Here is a 13488-nt window from a genome sequence, read left to right on the forward strand (position 1 = left end):
CGCTGCGGAAAGACGGCGACCGGGGGTGGGATGGGCGATGGCCGGGCACGGGGCGGAGGAGCATCCACACGGTGCTGACCGACTGTGCGAGGCCGGGGATCGCGTGTATTCCCGGGCCGTACGGCGGGGCCGCGTGCCGCGCGGGGACGCCGAACCGGTGCCCTGTCTGCTGGAACTCGCCCTGCTGCACCCGGACCCCGACGACATGGACTGGCTGGTGCCGACCTCCCCGCAGGAGGTCATGACCCGGCTGCTGCGCGGGATGTACGACGAGGTCAACGCCAGTCAGCGGCGGGTGGGTTCGGCCGTGGCGGCCGTCGAGTGGTACGCCGGTCTCGGCCGCCGGGTGCGGCCGGTCCCGTCGGCGGGCGAGGGCTCGGCGATCCGGGTGCTGGACGGACTCGCCCGGATCCAGGCGGCGGTGGACGAGGCGACCCAGGCGTGCACGACCGAGGTGCTCACGGTCCAGCCCGGCGGCATCCGGCGCGAGGCGGAACTCTCCGAGGGCCTGCACCGGGCGCTGGCGCTGCGCGGCCGGGGCGTGCGGATGCGGGACCTGTACACGCATGTCGCCCGGCACGGGCAGGGGTTGCTGACGTATCTGGAGCTGATGGGCGACGCCGTGGAGGCGCGCACGCTGGACGAGGTGATCGACCGGCTGATCCTCTTCGACCGGACGGTGGCCTTCATCCCCGCCAACACCGACCGCACGATGGCCCTGGAGCTGCGGCACCCCGCGCTCATCGAGTACCTGGTCACCATGTTCGAGCGGCTGTGGCGACTCGCCATCCCCCTGACCGCGCCGCTCCCCGAGACCGGCATCGAGGGCATCTCCCACCGGGAACAGTCCATCGCGGCCCTGCTGGCGGAGGGCCACCAGGACGCGGTGATCGCGGAACGGCTGGGGATAAGCGTCCGGACGTGCCGGGCGCACATCGCCCGCCTCTCGGAGACGCTGGGAGCGGCCAGCCGTACGCAACTGGGCGTACGCATCGCCCAGGCAGGCCTGGACGGCCCACCGCGCTCGGCCGCGGCCTTCAGGGGTCCAGGTCAAGAATCCCCGACCGTCCGATGAGAAACCCGAGTTGCGCTCGGCTCTGACTGCCCAGCATCGCCGCGAGCTTGGCGATGTGAACGCGGGCGGTACGGATGTTCATGCCGAGCCGGTCGGCGATGACGGCGTCGGTATGTCCCTCGACGAGGAGCGTGGCGATGGCGCGCTGGCGGGGGGTGACGCCGTTGAGGGAGGGCTGGGGGGTGGCGTCCGGGAACACCGGGGTGGCCAGGCGCCAGAGGCGGTCGAACGTGGTGGCCAGGTAGCCGACGATGGCCGGATGGCGGATCTCCAGCGCGAGGCCGCCGTCGCCGTCGGCGGGGACGAAGGCGACCGCCCGGTCGACGACGATGAGCCGGTCGGTGACCTCGTCCAGCGCACGCGCCTCGATGTCGCCCCGTAGCCGTTCGTGGTGGGCGACGGTGATGGGGGAGTGGCGGAGGGTGTGCTGGTAGAGGGTGCGGATGCGGCCGCCGCGGTCCAGCAGTGCCTGGTCGCGGCGGGTGGCGACGGCATAGGCCGCCTCGACCCGTTCCCTGGTGAACCGGGCGCGGGGCTGGACGGTGAGGAGTTCGCGGGACGCGTCCGCCATGGCCTCGGTGATGGCCTTGTTGATCCGCTCCTTTCCGCTGAGGAGCGTCAGCGTCGGGGTGCCGCCCGAGGCCGGGTCGTGCCCTTGGGCGGCAATGAGCGGCCCGAAGGTCTCGGCCAGCCGTTCCTCGCGTCGCCGTTCGCTCGCGATGCGTTCCCCGGAGAGCCGCAGCAGACGGTGGAGGGCGACGGTCGGCGCCACGGGCTCCAGCCGGTGGAGGTCGTCGACGGCGGGGTGCAGCAGGCCGAAGTCCGTCAGGCAGGGCGCGGCGCGGGCCGCTTCGGCGGAGACGTGCCCTTCGCTCAGGGCTCGTTCGTACAGTTCCTTCCCTGCAGGGCACAGTTCTTCCGCGTCGTGCACGGGGTGTAACGCCGACGTCACCCGGGACTTCCTCCCTTTCAGTGGTCCTGCTGCAGGATCCCCGACTGCGCTATGAGATAGCCGAGTTGAGCCCGGCTGCCGCTGCCCAGGGCCGAGGCCAGCTTGGCTATGTGGGCACGGCAGGTGCGTACGTTCATGCCCAGACGGCGGGCGATGGCCTCGTCGACATGGCCCTCGACCAGGAGCTTGGCTATGGAGTACTGGATGTCCGTGATGCCGCCGGTGGCCGCTTCGTAGGGAGTGCCGGTGCTCATCGGGACAGCTCGGTCCCACAGGTACTCGAAGACCTTGATCAGGTAGCGGACCAGTCCGGGATGGCGCAACTCCAGGGCCACTTGCTGGTCGTCACGCGCGGGGATGAAGGCGACCGTCCCATCACAGATGATCAAACGCTCGACCAGCTCGTCGATGGTGCGGTACTCCACCTTTCCCTCGGAGAGCTGGGCGACGTAGGACAGCTTCTCCGGGTTGTACCGGGCGGTGTGCTGGTAGAGGCTCCGGACCTTGACGCCGCGTTCGATCAACGGCCTGTCGCGCTCGAGGCTGCGCAGCAGGCTCCGTTCGGAGACCCGGTCACTGGGCTGCACCGTCAGAAGCTCCGTCTGGCACTGGGAGGTCGCCAGGTTGAGCGCCGCGTTGATGCGCTCACCGCCCTCCAACACCGTGATGGAGTCGCTGGTTGCCGCCGTCTGCGTGCCCAGCGCCATGAACGGCTCGAAGGTGTCCGCGAGTTGCACGGAGAGGCGCCGGCGTTCGGTGATCTCCCGCTCGAGGGGGTGCAGACGCTGAGCCAGGGCGACCGTCGGCGGCACGGGGCGCAGCCAGGTCGGATCGTCGGGATCGGGGTGCAGCAGGGCGAGTTCGACGAGGCAGGGAGCGGACTCGGTGTCAGCCCGCGCGACCCGTCCGGCACGCAGAGCTGTGGTATAGAGACGGCTTCCCGCTTCGCAGAGCTCGGTTATTGGGTGGGGATGTGCACCCTTAGTCCGATTAGTGCTCAAATCTCCACCCCCCAGGGTCCTGAACATGCAGGAACATGATGCACTGATTGTGTGGCCATGACGTGCCTGAATGAGCCATCGTCGTACTCGACGGGGGAAAAGGGGACCTTCAAGTGAGGACGAAGCCGACTATGCGTAACAAAATGCTTCGCTCGGTGCTTGTCGCCGCTTTCTCCGTCGTTGCAGCCCTCGGTGCACTGAGCGGCTTCGCTGGTGAGGAGGGCGAAAACCGGGCGAACACGCAGTGGCCGGCGGTGGCTGTGAATGTCGCAGGAGCTGCTGACAACACCCAGTGGCCGAGCCCCGGGGTCGACGGGGCAAGGAGCTGACCGTGACCACTCCACCCGACGACCGCTCCTTCCGTCGTGAGATGGCCACCGCCTACCGCTCCGGCTGGCACTTCATCGACCTGGTCACCGCCATCCCCCACAGCGGTGACTCGTTGATGGTGACCGTCTTCGGTGAGCCGGTGGTCGTCACGCGGGACGACGACGAGGACGTACGGGCTTACCGGTGTCTGCGGCGGCCTCGGGGGGCGCCGCAGCCTGTGCGATGTGCCGTACGGTACGGAATGATCTTTGTGAACCTGGACCAAAGGGACCACGAGCAGGTGGACGCCGAATCCCCTGCCCCGAGGACCATCTCTGCCACCCCCCGCAGTGCCTGACGCGATTCCCCCGTCGTAACAGATCGCTCAGGTGCTTCCCCCCGCAGCGGCGTCACCGTGACCTGAACACGGTGACGCCGCTGCAGTTTTGGGGGACATTTCCTGGAATCGACCTGGTCACGCCGTGGCCGGAAGCAATCGATCACCGGTGTGGATTTTCACTCCGCTCAACTCCTGGTCACCCTCGCCCCATCGCTCGCGTGAGCTCGATCTCGATCACCACGCGCGCCGGGTTGGGCGACGGGGTCCGGCCGTAGCGCTCCGCGTAGCGGCGTTCCGCCTCCGCGACCCGGTCGGGCTCGCCGTGGACGAAGGCCCGGCCCTCCAGCGTCGCCCACCGCTTGCCCTCCAGCTGGCAGACGGCGACGGCCGCCCCCTGCTCCCCGGCGGCCAGCACGTGGCGCACCTTGGCGCTCGCCTTGTTCGCGATCACCCGAGCCAGACGGGCCTCGGGATCGTATGTGACTCCGACGGGTACCACGTGCGGAGTGCCGTCCGGGCGGGGAGTCGTCAGGGTGCAGACGTGCCGCTCCCGCCAGAAGGCGAGGTACGGCTGGTCGGGGGCACCCGGATCGACGGAGTACTTGGTGGCCATGACCCGGAACTTAGCCCCTCACGTACTCCCGGATCCGTCCTTGAGTGGAATAGACTCAACTTTATGTACGCTGATTGAGTCAGTGCGCTGATCGGGTCAGTGCAAGGAGGAGGAGAACGCGAACGTGGACGCCGAGCTGACCAACCGGAGCCGGGACGCGATCAACGCGGCCAGCAACCGGGCCGTGACCGAGGGGCACCCCGACCTCACCCCCGCCCATCTGCTGCTCTCGCTGCTTCAGGGCCAGGACAACGAGAACATCACCGATCTGCTCGCGGCGGTCGACGCCGACCAGGCGGCCGTACGGGCCGGAGCCGAGCGGGTGCTCGCCGGGCTGCCGAGCGTGACCGGCTCCACCGTGGCTCCGCCCCAGCCCAACCGCGAGATGCTCGCCGTCGTCGCCGACGCGCAGGCGCGCGCCAAGGAGCTCGGGGACGAGTACCTCTCCACGGAGCACCTCCTCGTCGGCATCGCGGCCAAGGGCGGCGCGGCCGGCGAGGTGCTGTCCCAGCAGGGGGCCGACGCCCGGAAGCTCCAGGCGGCCTTCCAGAAGGCGCGGGGGCAGCGCCGGGTGACCACGGCCGACCCCGAGGGCCAGTACAAGGCCCTGGAGAAGTTCGGCACCGACTTCACCGCCGCCGCACGGGAAGGCAAGCTCGACCCGGTCATCGGGCGGGACCAGGAGATCCGGCGGGTCGTGCAGGTGCTGTCCCGGCGGACCAAGAACAACCCGGTACTGATCGGTGAGCCCGGTGTCGGCAAGACCGCCGTCGTCGAGGGGCTCGCCCAGCGGATCGTGAAGGGCGATGTCCCCGAGTCGCTGAAGGACAAGCGGCTCGTCGCGCTCGACCTGGGCGCGATGGTCGCCGGGGCGAAGTACCGGGGCGAGTTCGAGGAGCGGCTGAAGACCGTCCTGGCCGAGATCAAGGACTCCGACGGGCAGATCATCACCTTCATCGACGAGCTGCACACGGTCGTCGGGGCCGGTGCGGGCGGCGACTCCGCCATGGACGCCGGGAACATGCTGAAGCCGATGCTCGCGCGCGGTGAGCTGCGCATGGTGGGTGCCACGACCCTCGACGAGTACCGGGAGCGCATCGAGAAGGACCCCGCTCTGGAGCGGCGCTTCCAGCAGGTGCTGGTCGCCGAGCCGACCGTCGAGGACTCCATCGCGATCCTGCGCGGGCTCAAGGGGCGGTACGAGGCCCACCACAAGGTGCAGATCGCGGACAGTGCCCTGGTGGCCGCCGCGAGCCTCTCCGACCGGTACATCACCTCCCGCTTCCTGCCCGACAAGGCCATCGACCTGGTCGACGAGGCGGCCTCGCGGCTGCGCATGGAGATCGACTCGTCCCCCGTCGAGATCGACGAACTCCAGCGCGCCGTCGACCGGTTGAAGATGGAGGAGCTGGCGATCGGCAAGGAGACCGACGCCGCCTCCCGCGAGCGCCTGGACAAGCTGCGCCGCGACCTCGCCGACAAGGAGGAGGAGCTGCGCGGTCTCACCGCCCGCTGGGAGAAGGAGAAGCAGTCCCTCAACCGCGTCGGCGAGCTGAAGGAACGCCTCGACGAGGTGCGCGGCCAGGCCGAACGCGCCCAGCGCGACGGCGACTTCGACACCGCCTCCAAGCTGCTCTACGGCGAGATCCCGGCCCTGGAGAAGGAGTTGGAGGCCGCCTCCGAGGCCGAGGAAGAGGTCGCGAAGGACACCATGGTCAAGGAGGAGGTCGGCTCGGACGACATCGCCGACGTCGTCGCCTCCTGGACCGGCATCCCGGCCGGGCGTCTGCTGGAGGGCGAGACGCAGAAGCTGCTGCGCATGGAGGACGAGCTCGGCAAGCGCCTCATCGGGCAGACCGAGGCGGTGCGGGCGGTGTCCGACGCCGTACGACGGTCCCGCGCCGGGATCGCCGACCCCGACCGGCCCACCGGCTCCTTCCTCTTCCTGGGCCCGACGGGCGTGGGCAAGACCGAACTGGCCAAGGCCCTCGCCGACTTCCTCTTCGACGACGAGCGGGCGATGGTCCGCATCGACATGTCGGAGTACGGCGAGAAGCACAGCGTGGCCCGGCTGGTCGGTGCTCCGCCCGGATACATCGGCTACGAGGAGGGCGGCCAGCTCACCGAGGCGGTGCGCCGCCGCCCGTACTCCGTCGTTCTGCTGGACGAGGTGGAGAAGGCCCACCCCGAGGTCTTCGACATCCTGCTCCAGGTCCTGGACGACGGCCGGCTCACGGACGGGCAGGGCCGCACGGTCGACTTCCGCAACACGATCCTCGTCCTGACGTCGAACCTGGGCAGCCAGTTCCTGGTCGACCCGGTGACCAGTGAGGAGGAGAAGAAGGAGCAGGTCCTCGAGGTGGTGCGGACCTCCTTCAAGCCGGAGTTCCTCAACCGCCTGGACGACCTGGTCGTCTTCGCCGCGCTGACCAAGCCGGAGCTGGAGCGCATCGCGAAGCTCCAGCTGGAACGCCTGGCCAAGCGCCTCGCCGAGCGGCGCCTCACCCTGGACATCACGCCCGGGGCCCTGGCCTGGCTCGCGGAGGAGGGCATGGACCCGGCGTACGGTGCCCGCCCGCTGCGCCGCCTCGTCCAGTCCGCCATCGGCGACCGCCTCGCCAAGGAGATCCTCTCCGGCGAGATCAAGGACGGCGACACGGTCCGGGTGGACCGCTTCGAGCAGGGCCTGATCGTGGGTCCGGCGACGGGCAAGACGCTCTGACCGGCCGCTCATGCCCCGACGACGGCCCGCCCCCGCACAGGTGGGGCGGGCCGTCGCATGCCGTGATGAGGCGAACCGGACGGGCGTACGAGGTATTCGGCGGTATTCGGCCAACTCTGGCCGCATCTGCACGCTGCGTTCCTTCCGCTTCACGGTGGCTTCACAGTTTCCCAGCAGGGGTCGAACGTCTTTTCGCATCCGCCCGTCGATTCCGCTCGTGAAAGCGGTATCGGCCACGTTCCCGCGGATCTCTGTCGGGCGTGTTGCCCGTGTGTCTAGAGTGACCGGGCTGCCAGTGAAGTGGACCTGACCAGTCCTGCCTGGTGCGTTGACCATTCACGGGGGATTCACGGGGGAATTCAGCCATGCACGTCATTCCGTGCGCCTTCATGCCGCCACCCGTCCGCTGACGGGCATCTCATCGCGGCACGGCACACGCCGACGCCGGCACAGGTGACCAGCCCTTCGACGGCCCCCCTGCTCTGCCTCGCTCCGCTCCGCACTGGCCTCACGCGTACCGACTCCAGCCCAGAAGGAATGCCCATGCGCAAGATCCTGACCGCAGCCGGTCTCACGTCGTCCGCCCTCGCGATCGGCGTGCTGTTCGCCGGCCCGGCGGCCGCCTGGACGGCCTCGTCCCAGTTCGACGTCGTCTTCCCCGGCCAGAAGCCGCAGACGACCTACTACGTGGAGAACACCGGGGCGAACACGACGTCCAACGGCAACATGACCGGGAAGTCGGTCGTCTACTGGCAGCTCGGCGTCGACCAGGTGATCGACGGCTCGAAGCGGTTCACCAGCTTCAAGATCACAACGCGGGTCGAAGCGCGCCTCGGCACGTCCGGGACCGACGAGGTCGTGTCCAAGAAGACCTGCGACATGACCGCGGTCGTCAACGACCACTACCAGTGGTCCTTCGACTCTCCTGAGAACACCTGCGTCGCTCCGTCCGTCACGTACGACGGTGAGCTGTGGTGGTCGTCGGACGCCACGGTCGTCTACGACATCGAGGGCGACGGCAAGGGCGCCATCACCCAGGAGCTCGACGGCACCAGGCTGGTCCACGGCTGACCCGCCGAACCCGTCAGCCGACCACGACACAACCCGGAGAGACAGACGTGATACGCAGATCGCTGACGGCCGCTCTCGTGGCCACCGCCTCGGCCACCGTGCTCGTGCTCACCAGCGGCACGATGGCGCAGGCGGACGAGGAGCCCACCGCCGAGCCGTCGGTCACCGCCACACCGGCGGACGAGGCACCGGCTAACCCCGTGACCGCCGAGTACAACGGGCGGAAGATCAACCTCGCCGCTTCGTGGGAGGGCGCCGACAGCTGTACCGAGCTGCCCAGCGGTGAGGTGCACTGCTACGACTCGGACGCCGAGGCGCTGGCCGACCCCGAGCTGCCCGCCGAGATCCGCGAGGAGACGCTGAAGGCCAACGCCGCCGCTCCCGCCGGGCCCAGCGCGGCCGCCGCGCCGCCCGCCCGGTGCGTCGCCGACTACTGGTGCCTCTATATGAAGGTCGGCTACAAGGGCAAGCTCCTGCGGCTGTACTCCGACGGGGAGAAGGACCTCAAGGAGTGGGGCTGCCGGGACAAGCTGAGCGCCGTCTACTACTGGGTCGGCCGCTACTCGGTGAACTACGGCGACGCGAAGATCACCGACCTGCGCTCCTGGCCCGTCGCGGACCGGGTCCGGCGGCTCGACGCTCCGGGCGGCTGGTCGAACTTCACCAACCTCGACTACCCGGGCGGCGGGAACTGGAACAACAAGGTCGACATCTTCGAGGTCCGTCGCGCCTGACAGCCGTGTGAAGGCTCGGGTGGGTACCCGGTGCTTGCCCCGACCGGCCGGATCCTGTCAGCCGAGGGCTGATGGGGCCGGTCCGGGCTTGCCACCCCCCTCCCCGCATGGGGGAGGATGGCGGAATCCGTACGAAGGGAAATTCACGGTGACCATCGACCCGTCCTCGATTCCGAACTTCGGGGGCCAGCCCGAGCCGCAGCCCGGCGGCCCGGCCGGCCCCGTCGTCCCGGATCAGGACCTCGTGAAGCAGCTCCTCGACCAGATGGAGCTCAAGTACGTCGTCGACGACGAGGGAGACCTCGCGGCGCCGTGGGAGCAGTTCCGCACCTACTTCATGTTCCGGGGTGAGGGAGACCAGCAGGTCTTCTCCGTGCGGACGTTCTACGACCGGCCCCATGAGATCGAGGCGAAGCCGCAGATCCTGGAGTCCATCGACGACTGGAACCGCCGCACGCTGTGGCCCAAGGTCTACAGCCACACCCACGACGACGGCACGGTCCGCCTGATCGGCGAGGCCCAGATGCTGATCGGCATGGGTGTCAGCCTGGAGCACTTCGTCTCCTCGACGGTCAGCTGGGTGCGTGCCGCGATCGAGTTCGACAAGTGGCTCATCGAGCAGCTCGGTCTCGAGGAGGAGATCAACGAGGCGGAGAAGCCCGAAGACGAAGAGTAGGCCCAGCGAGGCCTCGCCCCAGCGGCGCGTCGGCGCGTACGAGCAGGACAGGTACGTGCTGTACGCGCCGTACGCCTTTTCCGGGACCGCCCGTTCGGCCGGGCGTCCCGAGGCGCCTCGCCGCCCTCAGTTCAGCCAGCCCTTTTCATGTGCGAGCAGGGCGGCCTCCACCCTGTTGGCGGCGCCGAGGCGGCGCATGATGGTGGCCAGGTGCTTGCGGTAGGTGCGCACGGACACCCCGAGGCGGCGCGCCGCCGTCTCGTCCTTGTCGGCTTCCCTGAGCATGGTCAGAATCTCGCGTTCGATGTCGGACGGCATGTCCGCGTCCTCGCCGGGGAGCTCCTCCGAGGCCTCCCACATGCGCTCGAAGAGCGTGACCAAGGTGGCCACCAGCCCGGGTTCACGCACCAGCAGCGCCCCCACCGAGGTGTGGGCCGGGTTGATGGGGGTCAGCGCGGCCGACCGGTCGACGATGATCACGCGCTCGATCGGGTGGTGGGAGACCCGCACCTCGGCTCCGTGCGAGACCAGGTCCCGCATATAGGTGAGCGTGGCCTCGTCCTGCATGATCGCGGACCCCATGATCATGCGCATGCGCACCCCACGGCGCAGCAACCGCATGTTGATCGGGTGCGAGACGGCGATCGACTCCTCGGTCAGGAGGCCGGTCGGCTCCGTCGTCAGGTCCTCGGTCCGGGCGAAGAAGGTCAGCTCGTCGATGGCTTCCCGGACCGCCTCGATGCCGTGCAGCTGCGTGATCATCTGGCCGTCGTCGCCGGCGTCCGCGCGGGGCGAGGAGGTGGCGGTCAACCGCTCCAGGAACAGGGACTCGATGATCGAGTTCCGCGTGGCCTCGCTCTCCAGGTCCTCCCGCAGGCGGAGCAGACGGCCTTCGATCAGGGCGTCCACGGCCCGGGGCGGAGGGACCGGGTGTACCGCGCCCTGGGTGTTCCGGGTGGCGAGCCCCAGCGCCACCAGCCGGTCCAGGGCCGATTCCTCGAACAACGTGTGTGAGTCCGGACCGGGTTCCTGGGGGCCGGCCGCGGGAGAGGACGAGCCGCTCCTCAGGAGGGCGCGGTACAGCCGTTCCTCTTCCTCGTTCACGCCCAGGAAAGCAAGCGAATTGCCCATGTGTCTCCCCCTGTTGATGATCGATCACACATGTGGTCCATGGAATCCTCAGACGCCCGTACTCGAGTGTCAATGACGGATTATCAATATATGTCCGTTAGTTCTGGTATCGGACAGCCAATTTGGCGACGGCGGGCGGGCCGGGGTGAGAGGGCCGCTGCAGCTTGAGGAATCCGCGGGTGCAGCAAGCTGCGCGCAGATGGCCTCGTGGCGGCCCCCGCCAGACGGCAGAGTCGTTCTCGCAAGGAAGCACGAGCACAGCGCAGAACGAATGAACGCCGCATCGAGCATCGAGGAGATATCCGTGGCCCGCTCCACGTCCCGCAGCACGCTGTCGTCCCGTCGCCGTGGACACGTCGTCGTCGGTCTGCTGACCGCGGGGATGATCGCCCTGGCCGGCCAGGGGACGGCCTTCGCCGCCGAGCAGCCGGCCAAGAGCCGGACGGCGACGGAGACGGTGGCGGTCACGGAGACGGTGGCGGTCACGGACGCGGTGGCGGTCACGGAGACGGTGGCCGGGCGCGGGGCCGGGAACGGGACGGTGTCCGCGCCGGGGCTCAACCCCTTCGCGTGGCTCCAGATCATCGGCGACCTGCTGCCCGGACCGGCCCCGCTGCCGAAGAACAACAACGACTGGAAGTAGTCAGCGGCCGCGGCCGGCCCGACATCACGACCCAGGAGAACCCGACGCCATGACCGACTACTCCGTGCTCCTCCCTTGCGTACCCCGCCGCCTGGAGCAGGCGCTCCCCTTCGCCGGACTCGTCCGGTGGACCGGGGCGAGGCGCCTCTGGCAGGGACAGGCCATGGTGATGGAGCCCCACCAGACCTTCACCGGTCTGGCCGGGGCCGGGTTCCGGGTCCCGACCGGCTTCGGCGTCACGCTGATGCCCCTGCGCCACCCGTACGAGGCGGCTCTGCAGGCGCGGTCCGTGGCCCTGGCCACCGGGGAACCGGTGATCGCGGGCTTCGGCCCGGGAGCCAGGGCCTTCCAGGAGAACATCCTCGGAGCGCCCTACGAGAAACCGCTCCAGGTGGCGCGCCAGTACGTGACGGCGGTGCGCCGGCTGCTCGACGGCGAGACGGTCGCCATGGACGGCCCGCACTTCACCTTCCGGGGCCAGCTGGCTCCGGCCGCGGCCCCCAGGGTCGACGTGGGTCTGGGCGTGCTGCGGCCGGGTATGGCCCGGCTGGCGGGCGAGGTGGCGGACGTCGTGATCACCTGGCTGACGCCGCCCGGATACCTGCGGGACGTGATCCTGCCCGCGGTGGCCGAAGGCGCCGCACGGGCGGGGCGGACGTCGCTGCCCCGGGTCGTCGCCATGGTTCCGGCGGGACTGGAGAAGGAGGGGCGCGAGGGCGCCGGGCCCGAACGGCTCGCTCTGGCCGGCAACGCGCCGCACCTGCAGGCCCCGCACTACCAGGACATGCTCGGCCGGGCGGGTGTGGACGTCGGCTCCGGGCGGATCGAGGACGTGGCGCGCGGTGTCGTGGAGACCGGCGCGTTCGCGGGTGGCGATCTGCCGCAGGTGGTCAAGGCCCTCCGGGCCTACGAGGAGGTGGGGGTGGACGAGATCGTCCTGAACACCACCGCCGTGCACAAGCTCTTCGGCACCCAGGAGTCGCTCGCGGACCTGTCGGCGATCCTGCGGTCCGTGACGGCACCGCACTGACCGGCCGCTCGCCGGCTGCTCGTGACTGACCGTCGTCGCCCGGCGCGCCGTGGCCGGGGCGCGTCTCCGCCGAACTCGATTCCCTGCTGCCCGAACGCAGAGGGGGAAGCAGACCAGTAAAGGACTACCTGGCATGGACATGACAGATCGTGGACGTCTGAAGCAGCACCTCATCTCCTGGGCCACCGCCTCCCCGCTCGCCGGGCCCGCCGGTGCCGGCGTCGGCACGCTCGTACTGGCCGACGCGGCGCACATCCCCGCCGTCACGGCCGCCGGGCTCGTCGGCCCCCGCACCCTTCTGCTGGCCCCCGACGACGGCACCGACCTCGCCCCCGCCGTCGGCTACCAGGGCAGCCTCACGGAGCCCGGCGACGAGTTCTCCAACGGCCAGGACTTCTTCCTGCAGACCCATGCCTACGCCGCCAGCCCCTTCATGACCGTCTTCGGCCCGACCGTCATCCGCGTCTTCGACGGCAACGACTTCGAGGCCTTCCTCGCCGACGCCGACCGGGCGCTCGCCGAGGGCGTCTTCCCCGAGTTCCTCATCACCTCCTCGGTGCTGCTGGCCGACCCGGCCGCCCTGAGCGGTGCTCACAACCCGGCGGACGGACCGGCCCTGCGCCTGTACGCCGACCGGAACGGGCAGGTGTCCACCAGCCCCACGGGAGCGGTGCTCGGCACGGTCGACGACAGCCTCGACACCCTCACCGAACGCTTCGCCCGGACCGGATCCGGCGCCGCCGCACTGGACGCGGCACTGCCGGCGGAGGCACGAGCCGAGGCCCTGCGCGGCCGCCCCTTCCTGGCCCGCTACCTCGAAGCCGTCAGCGCGCTGCGCGGCCTCATGGCGCGCGGAGCCACCGGCCTGCGGGTCTCCGGGTTCGGCTCCCGGCTGACGCCCGGGCTCGCCGAGTCCGGCGCCGACGCCGACCTGGCGGACCCGACCCTGCCGATCGTGCTGTACGGGGACGGGGACGGGGACGGGGAGGCGCACATCGTCGCCGGCAACCGCCTGTTCGCCGTCGACCGGCCCGCCGCACAGGCCCTGGAGTGCCTGCTCGCCACCTCCGGAGAGGTGGGCGGCCTCGTCCCCGCCGCCGAGGTGGAGCAGCTGGCCGAGCTGTTCGCCCGGCACGACCTGCCGCTGCCCGTCCCGGTGCGTGTCCCGGCGGCCGCCCGATGAGCGCCCCG

Annotated in this window: 13 protein-coding genes; 9 read left to right on the forward strand and 4 right to left on the reverse strand. The window is 70.0% G+C overall.

The genetic code is table 11. The features are described from left to right. The first annotated feature begins 37 nt into the window (after window positions 1-37). A complete protein-coding gene (locus OHU35_RS22790) occupies window positions 38-1075 on the forward strand; it encodes a helix-turn-helix transcriptional regulator (protein ID WP_189725664.1) in 1038 nt (345 codons plus the stop codon). Here OHU35_RS22790 and OHU35_RS22795 read toward each other — a convergent pair. Both OHU35_RS22795 and OHU35_RS22800 read right to left on the reverse strand, forming a co-directional pair. Next, window positions 1038-2027 carry a helix-turn-helix transcriptional regulator gene (locus OHU35_RS22795; RefSeq protein WP_189725665.1) on the reverse strand — a complete coding sequence of 330 codons (990 nt, stop codon included), beginning with the start codon at window positions 2025-2027 and terminating at the stop codon, window positions 1038-1040. The two genes, OHU35_RS22790 and OHU35_RS22795, sit on opposite strands and share 38 nt — an antisense overlap. 17 nt (window positions 2028-2044) lie before the next feature. Next, window positions 2045-3055, reverse strand: a complete 1011-nt coding sequence (locus tag OHU35_RS22800) for a helix-turn-helix transcriptional regulator (protein WP_189725666.1) — start codon at window positions 3053-3055, stop codon at window positions 2045-2047. 304 nt (window positions 3056-3359) lie between these two features. On the opposite strand from OHU35_RS22800, the gene OHU35_RS22805 reads away from it, so the two are divergent. Continuing rightward, entirely contained in the window at window positions 3360-3695 is a 336-nt protein-coding gene (locus tag OHU35_RS22805) for a hypothetical protein (RefSeq protein ID WP_189725667.1), read from the forward strand. A 178-nt stretch (window positions 3696-3873) separates the two neighbouring features. On the opposite strand, the gene OHU35_RS22810 is transcribed toward OHU35_RS22805, so the two are convergent. Further along, window positions 3874-4290, reverse strand: a complete 417-nt coding sequence (locus tag OHU35_RS22810; protein ID WP_189725668.1) for a pyridoxamine 5'-phosphate oxidase family protein — start codon at window positions 4288-4290, stop codon at window positions 3874-3876. Between the two features lie 124 nt (window positions 4291-4414). Here OHU35_RS22810 and clpB point away from each other — a divergent pair, with 124 nt between their 5' ends. From clpB to OHU35_RS22830, 4 genes are all read left to right on the forward strand, one after another. Further along, on the forward strand, window positions 4415-7012 hold the full coding sequence (gene clpB / locus OHU35_RS22815; protein ID WP_189725669.1) for an ATP-dependent chaperone ClpB: 2598 nt from the start codon (window positions 4415-4417) through the stop codon (window positions 7010-7012). Between the two features lie 543 nt (window positions 7013-7555). After that, entirely contained in the window at window positions 7556-8083 is a 528-nt protein-coding gene (locus OHU35_RS22820) for a hypothetical protein (RefSeq protein ID WP_189725670.1), read from the forward strand. A 47-nt stretch (window positions 8084-8130) separates the two neighbouring features. Next, on the forward strand, window positions 8131-8817 hold the full coding sequence (locus OHU35_RS22825) for a peptidase inhibitor family I36 protein (RefSeq protein WP_189725671.1): 687 nt from the start codon (window positions 8131-8133) through the stop codon (window positions 8815-8817). Window positions 8818-8965: 148 nt separating this feature from the next. Next, the gene (locus OHU35_RS22830) at window positions 8966-9493 is read left to right on the forward strand and encodes a YbjN domain-containing protein (RefSeq protein WP_031142427.1); all 528 of its coding nucleotides are present in this window, start codon (window positions 8966-8968) and stop codon (window positions 9491-9493) included. 126 nt (window positions 9494-9619) lie between these two features. On the opposite strand, the gene OHU35_RS22835 is transcribed toward OHU35_RS22830, so the two are convergent. Continuing rightward, entirely contained in the window at window positions 9620-10624 is a 1005-nt protein-coding gene (locus tag OHU35_RS22835; RefSeq protein WP_189725672.1) for a LuxR C-terminal-related transcriptional regulator, read from the reverse strand. A 271-nt stretch (window positions 10625-10895) separates the two neighbouring features. Between OHU35_RS22835 and OHU35_RS22840 the strand changes: the two genes are divergently transcribed. From OHU35_RS22840 to mpaB, 3 genes are all read left to right on the forward strand, one after another. Next, window positions 10896-11267 carry a hypothetical protein gene (locus tag OHU35_RS22840; RefSeq protein ID WP_189725673.1) on the forward strand — a complete coding sequence of 124 codons (372 nt, stop codon included), beginning with the start codon at window positions 10896-10898 and terminating at the stop codon, window positions 11265-11267. A gap of 49 nt (window positions 11268-11316) precedes the next feature. Then, window positions 11317-12297, forward strand: coding sequence for an LLM class flavin-dependent oxidoreductase (locus OHU35_RS22845; RefSeq protein WP_189725674.1), 981 nt, complete (start codon window positions 11317-11319; stop codon window positions 12295-12297). Between the two features lie 133 nt (window positions 12298-12430). Next, complete coding sequence (gene mpaB / locus OHU35_RS22850) at window positions 12431-13480, forward strand: daptide biosynthesis RiPP recognition protein (protein WP_189725675.1); 1050 nt, start codon at window positions 12431-12433, stop codon at window positions 13478-13480. Window positions 13481-13488 lie beyond the last annotated feature (8 nt).

It is taken from the genome of Streptomyces purpurascens, from assembly GCF_045040895.1.
Taxonomy (GTDB): domain Bacteria; phylum Actinomycetota; class Actinomycetes; order Streptomycetales; family Streptomycetaceae; genus Streptomyces; species Streptomyces purpurascens.

Coding starts and splice junctions, on each gene's coding strand:
- OHU35_RS22810 (WP_189725668.1), bottom strand. CDS start 4,290: ATGGCCACCAAGTACTCCGTCGATCCGGGTGCCCCCGACCAGCCGTAC.
- OHU35_RS22790 (WP_189725664.1), top strand. CDS start 38: ATGGCCGGGCACGGGGCGGAGGAGCATCCACACGGTGCTGACCGACTG.
- OHU35_RS22845 (WP_189725674.1), top strand. CDS start 11,317: ATGACCGACTACTCCGTGCTCCTCCCTTGCGTACCCCGCCGCCTGGAG.
- mpaB (WP_189725675.1), top strand. CDS start 12,431: ATGGACATGACAGATCGTGGACGTCTGAAGCAGCACCTCATCTCCTGG.
- OHU35_RS22835 (WP_189725672.1), bottom strand. CDS start 10,624: ATGGGCAATTCGCTTGCTTTCCTGGGCGTGAACGAGGAAGAGGAACGG.
- OHU35_RS22800 (WP_189725666.1), bottom strand. CDS start 3,055: ATGTTCAGGACCCTGGGGGGTGGAGATTTGAGCACTAATCGGACTAAG.
- OHU35_RS22840 (WP_189725673.1), top strand. CDS start 10,896: ATGAACGCCGCATCGAGCATCGAGGAGATATCCGTGGCCCGCTCCACG.
- OHU35_RS22820 (WP_189725670.1), top strand. CDS start 7,556: ATGCGCAAGATCCTGACCGCAGCCGGTCTCACGTCGTCCGCCCTCGCG.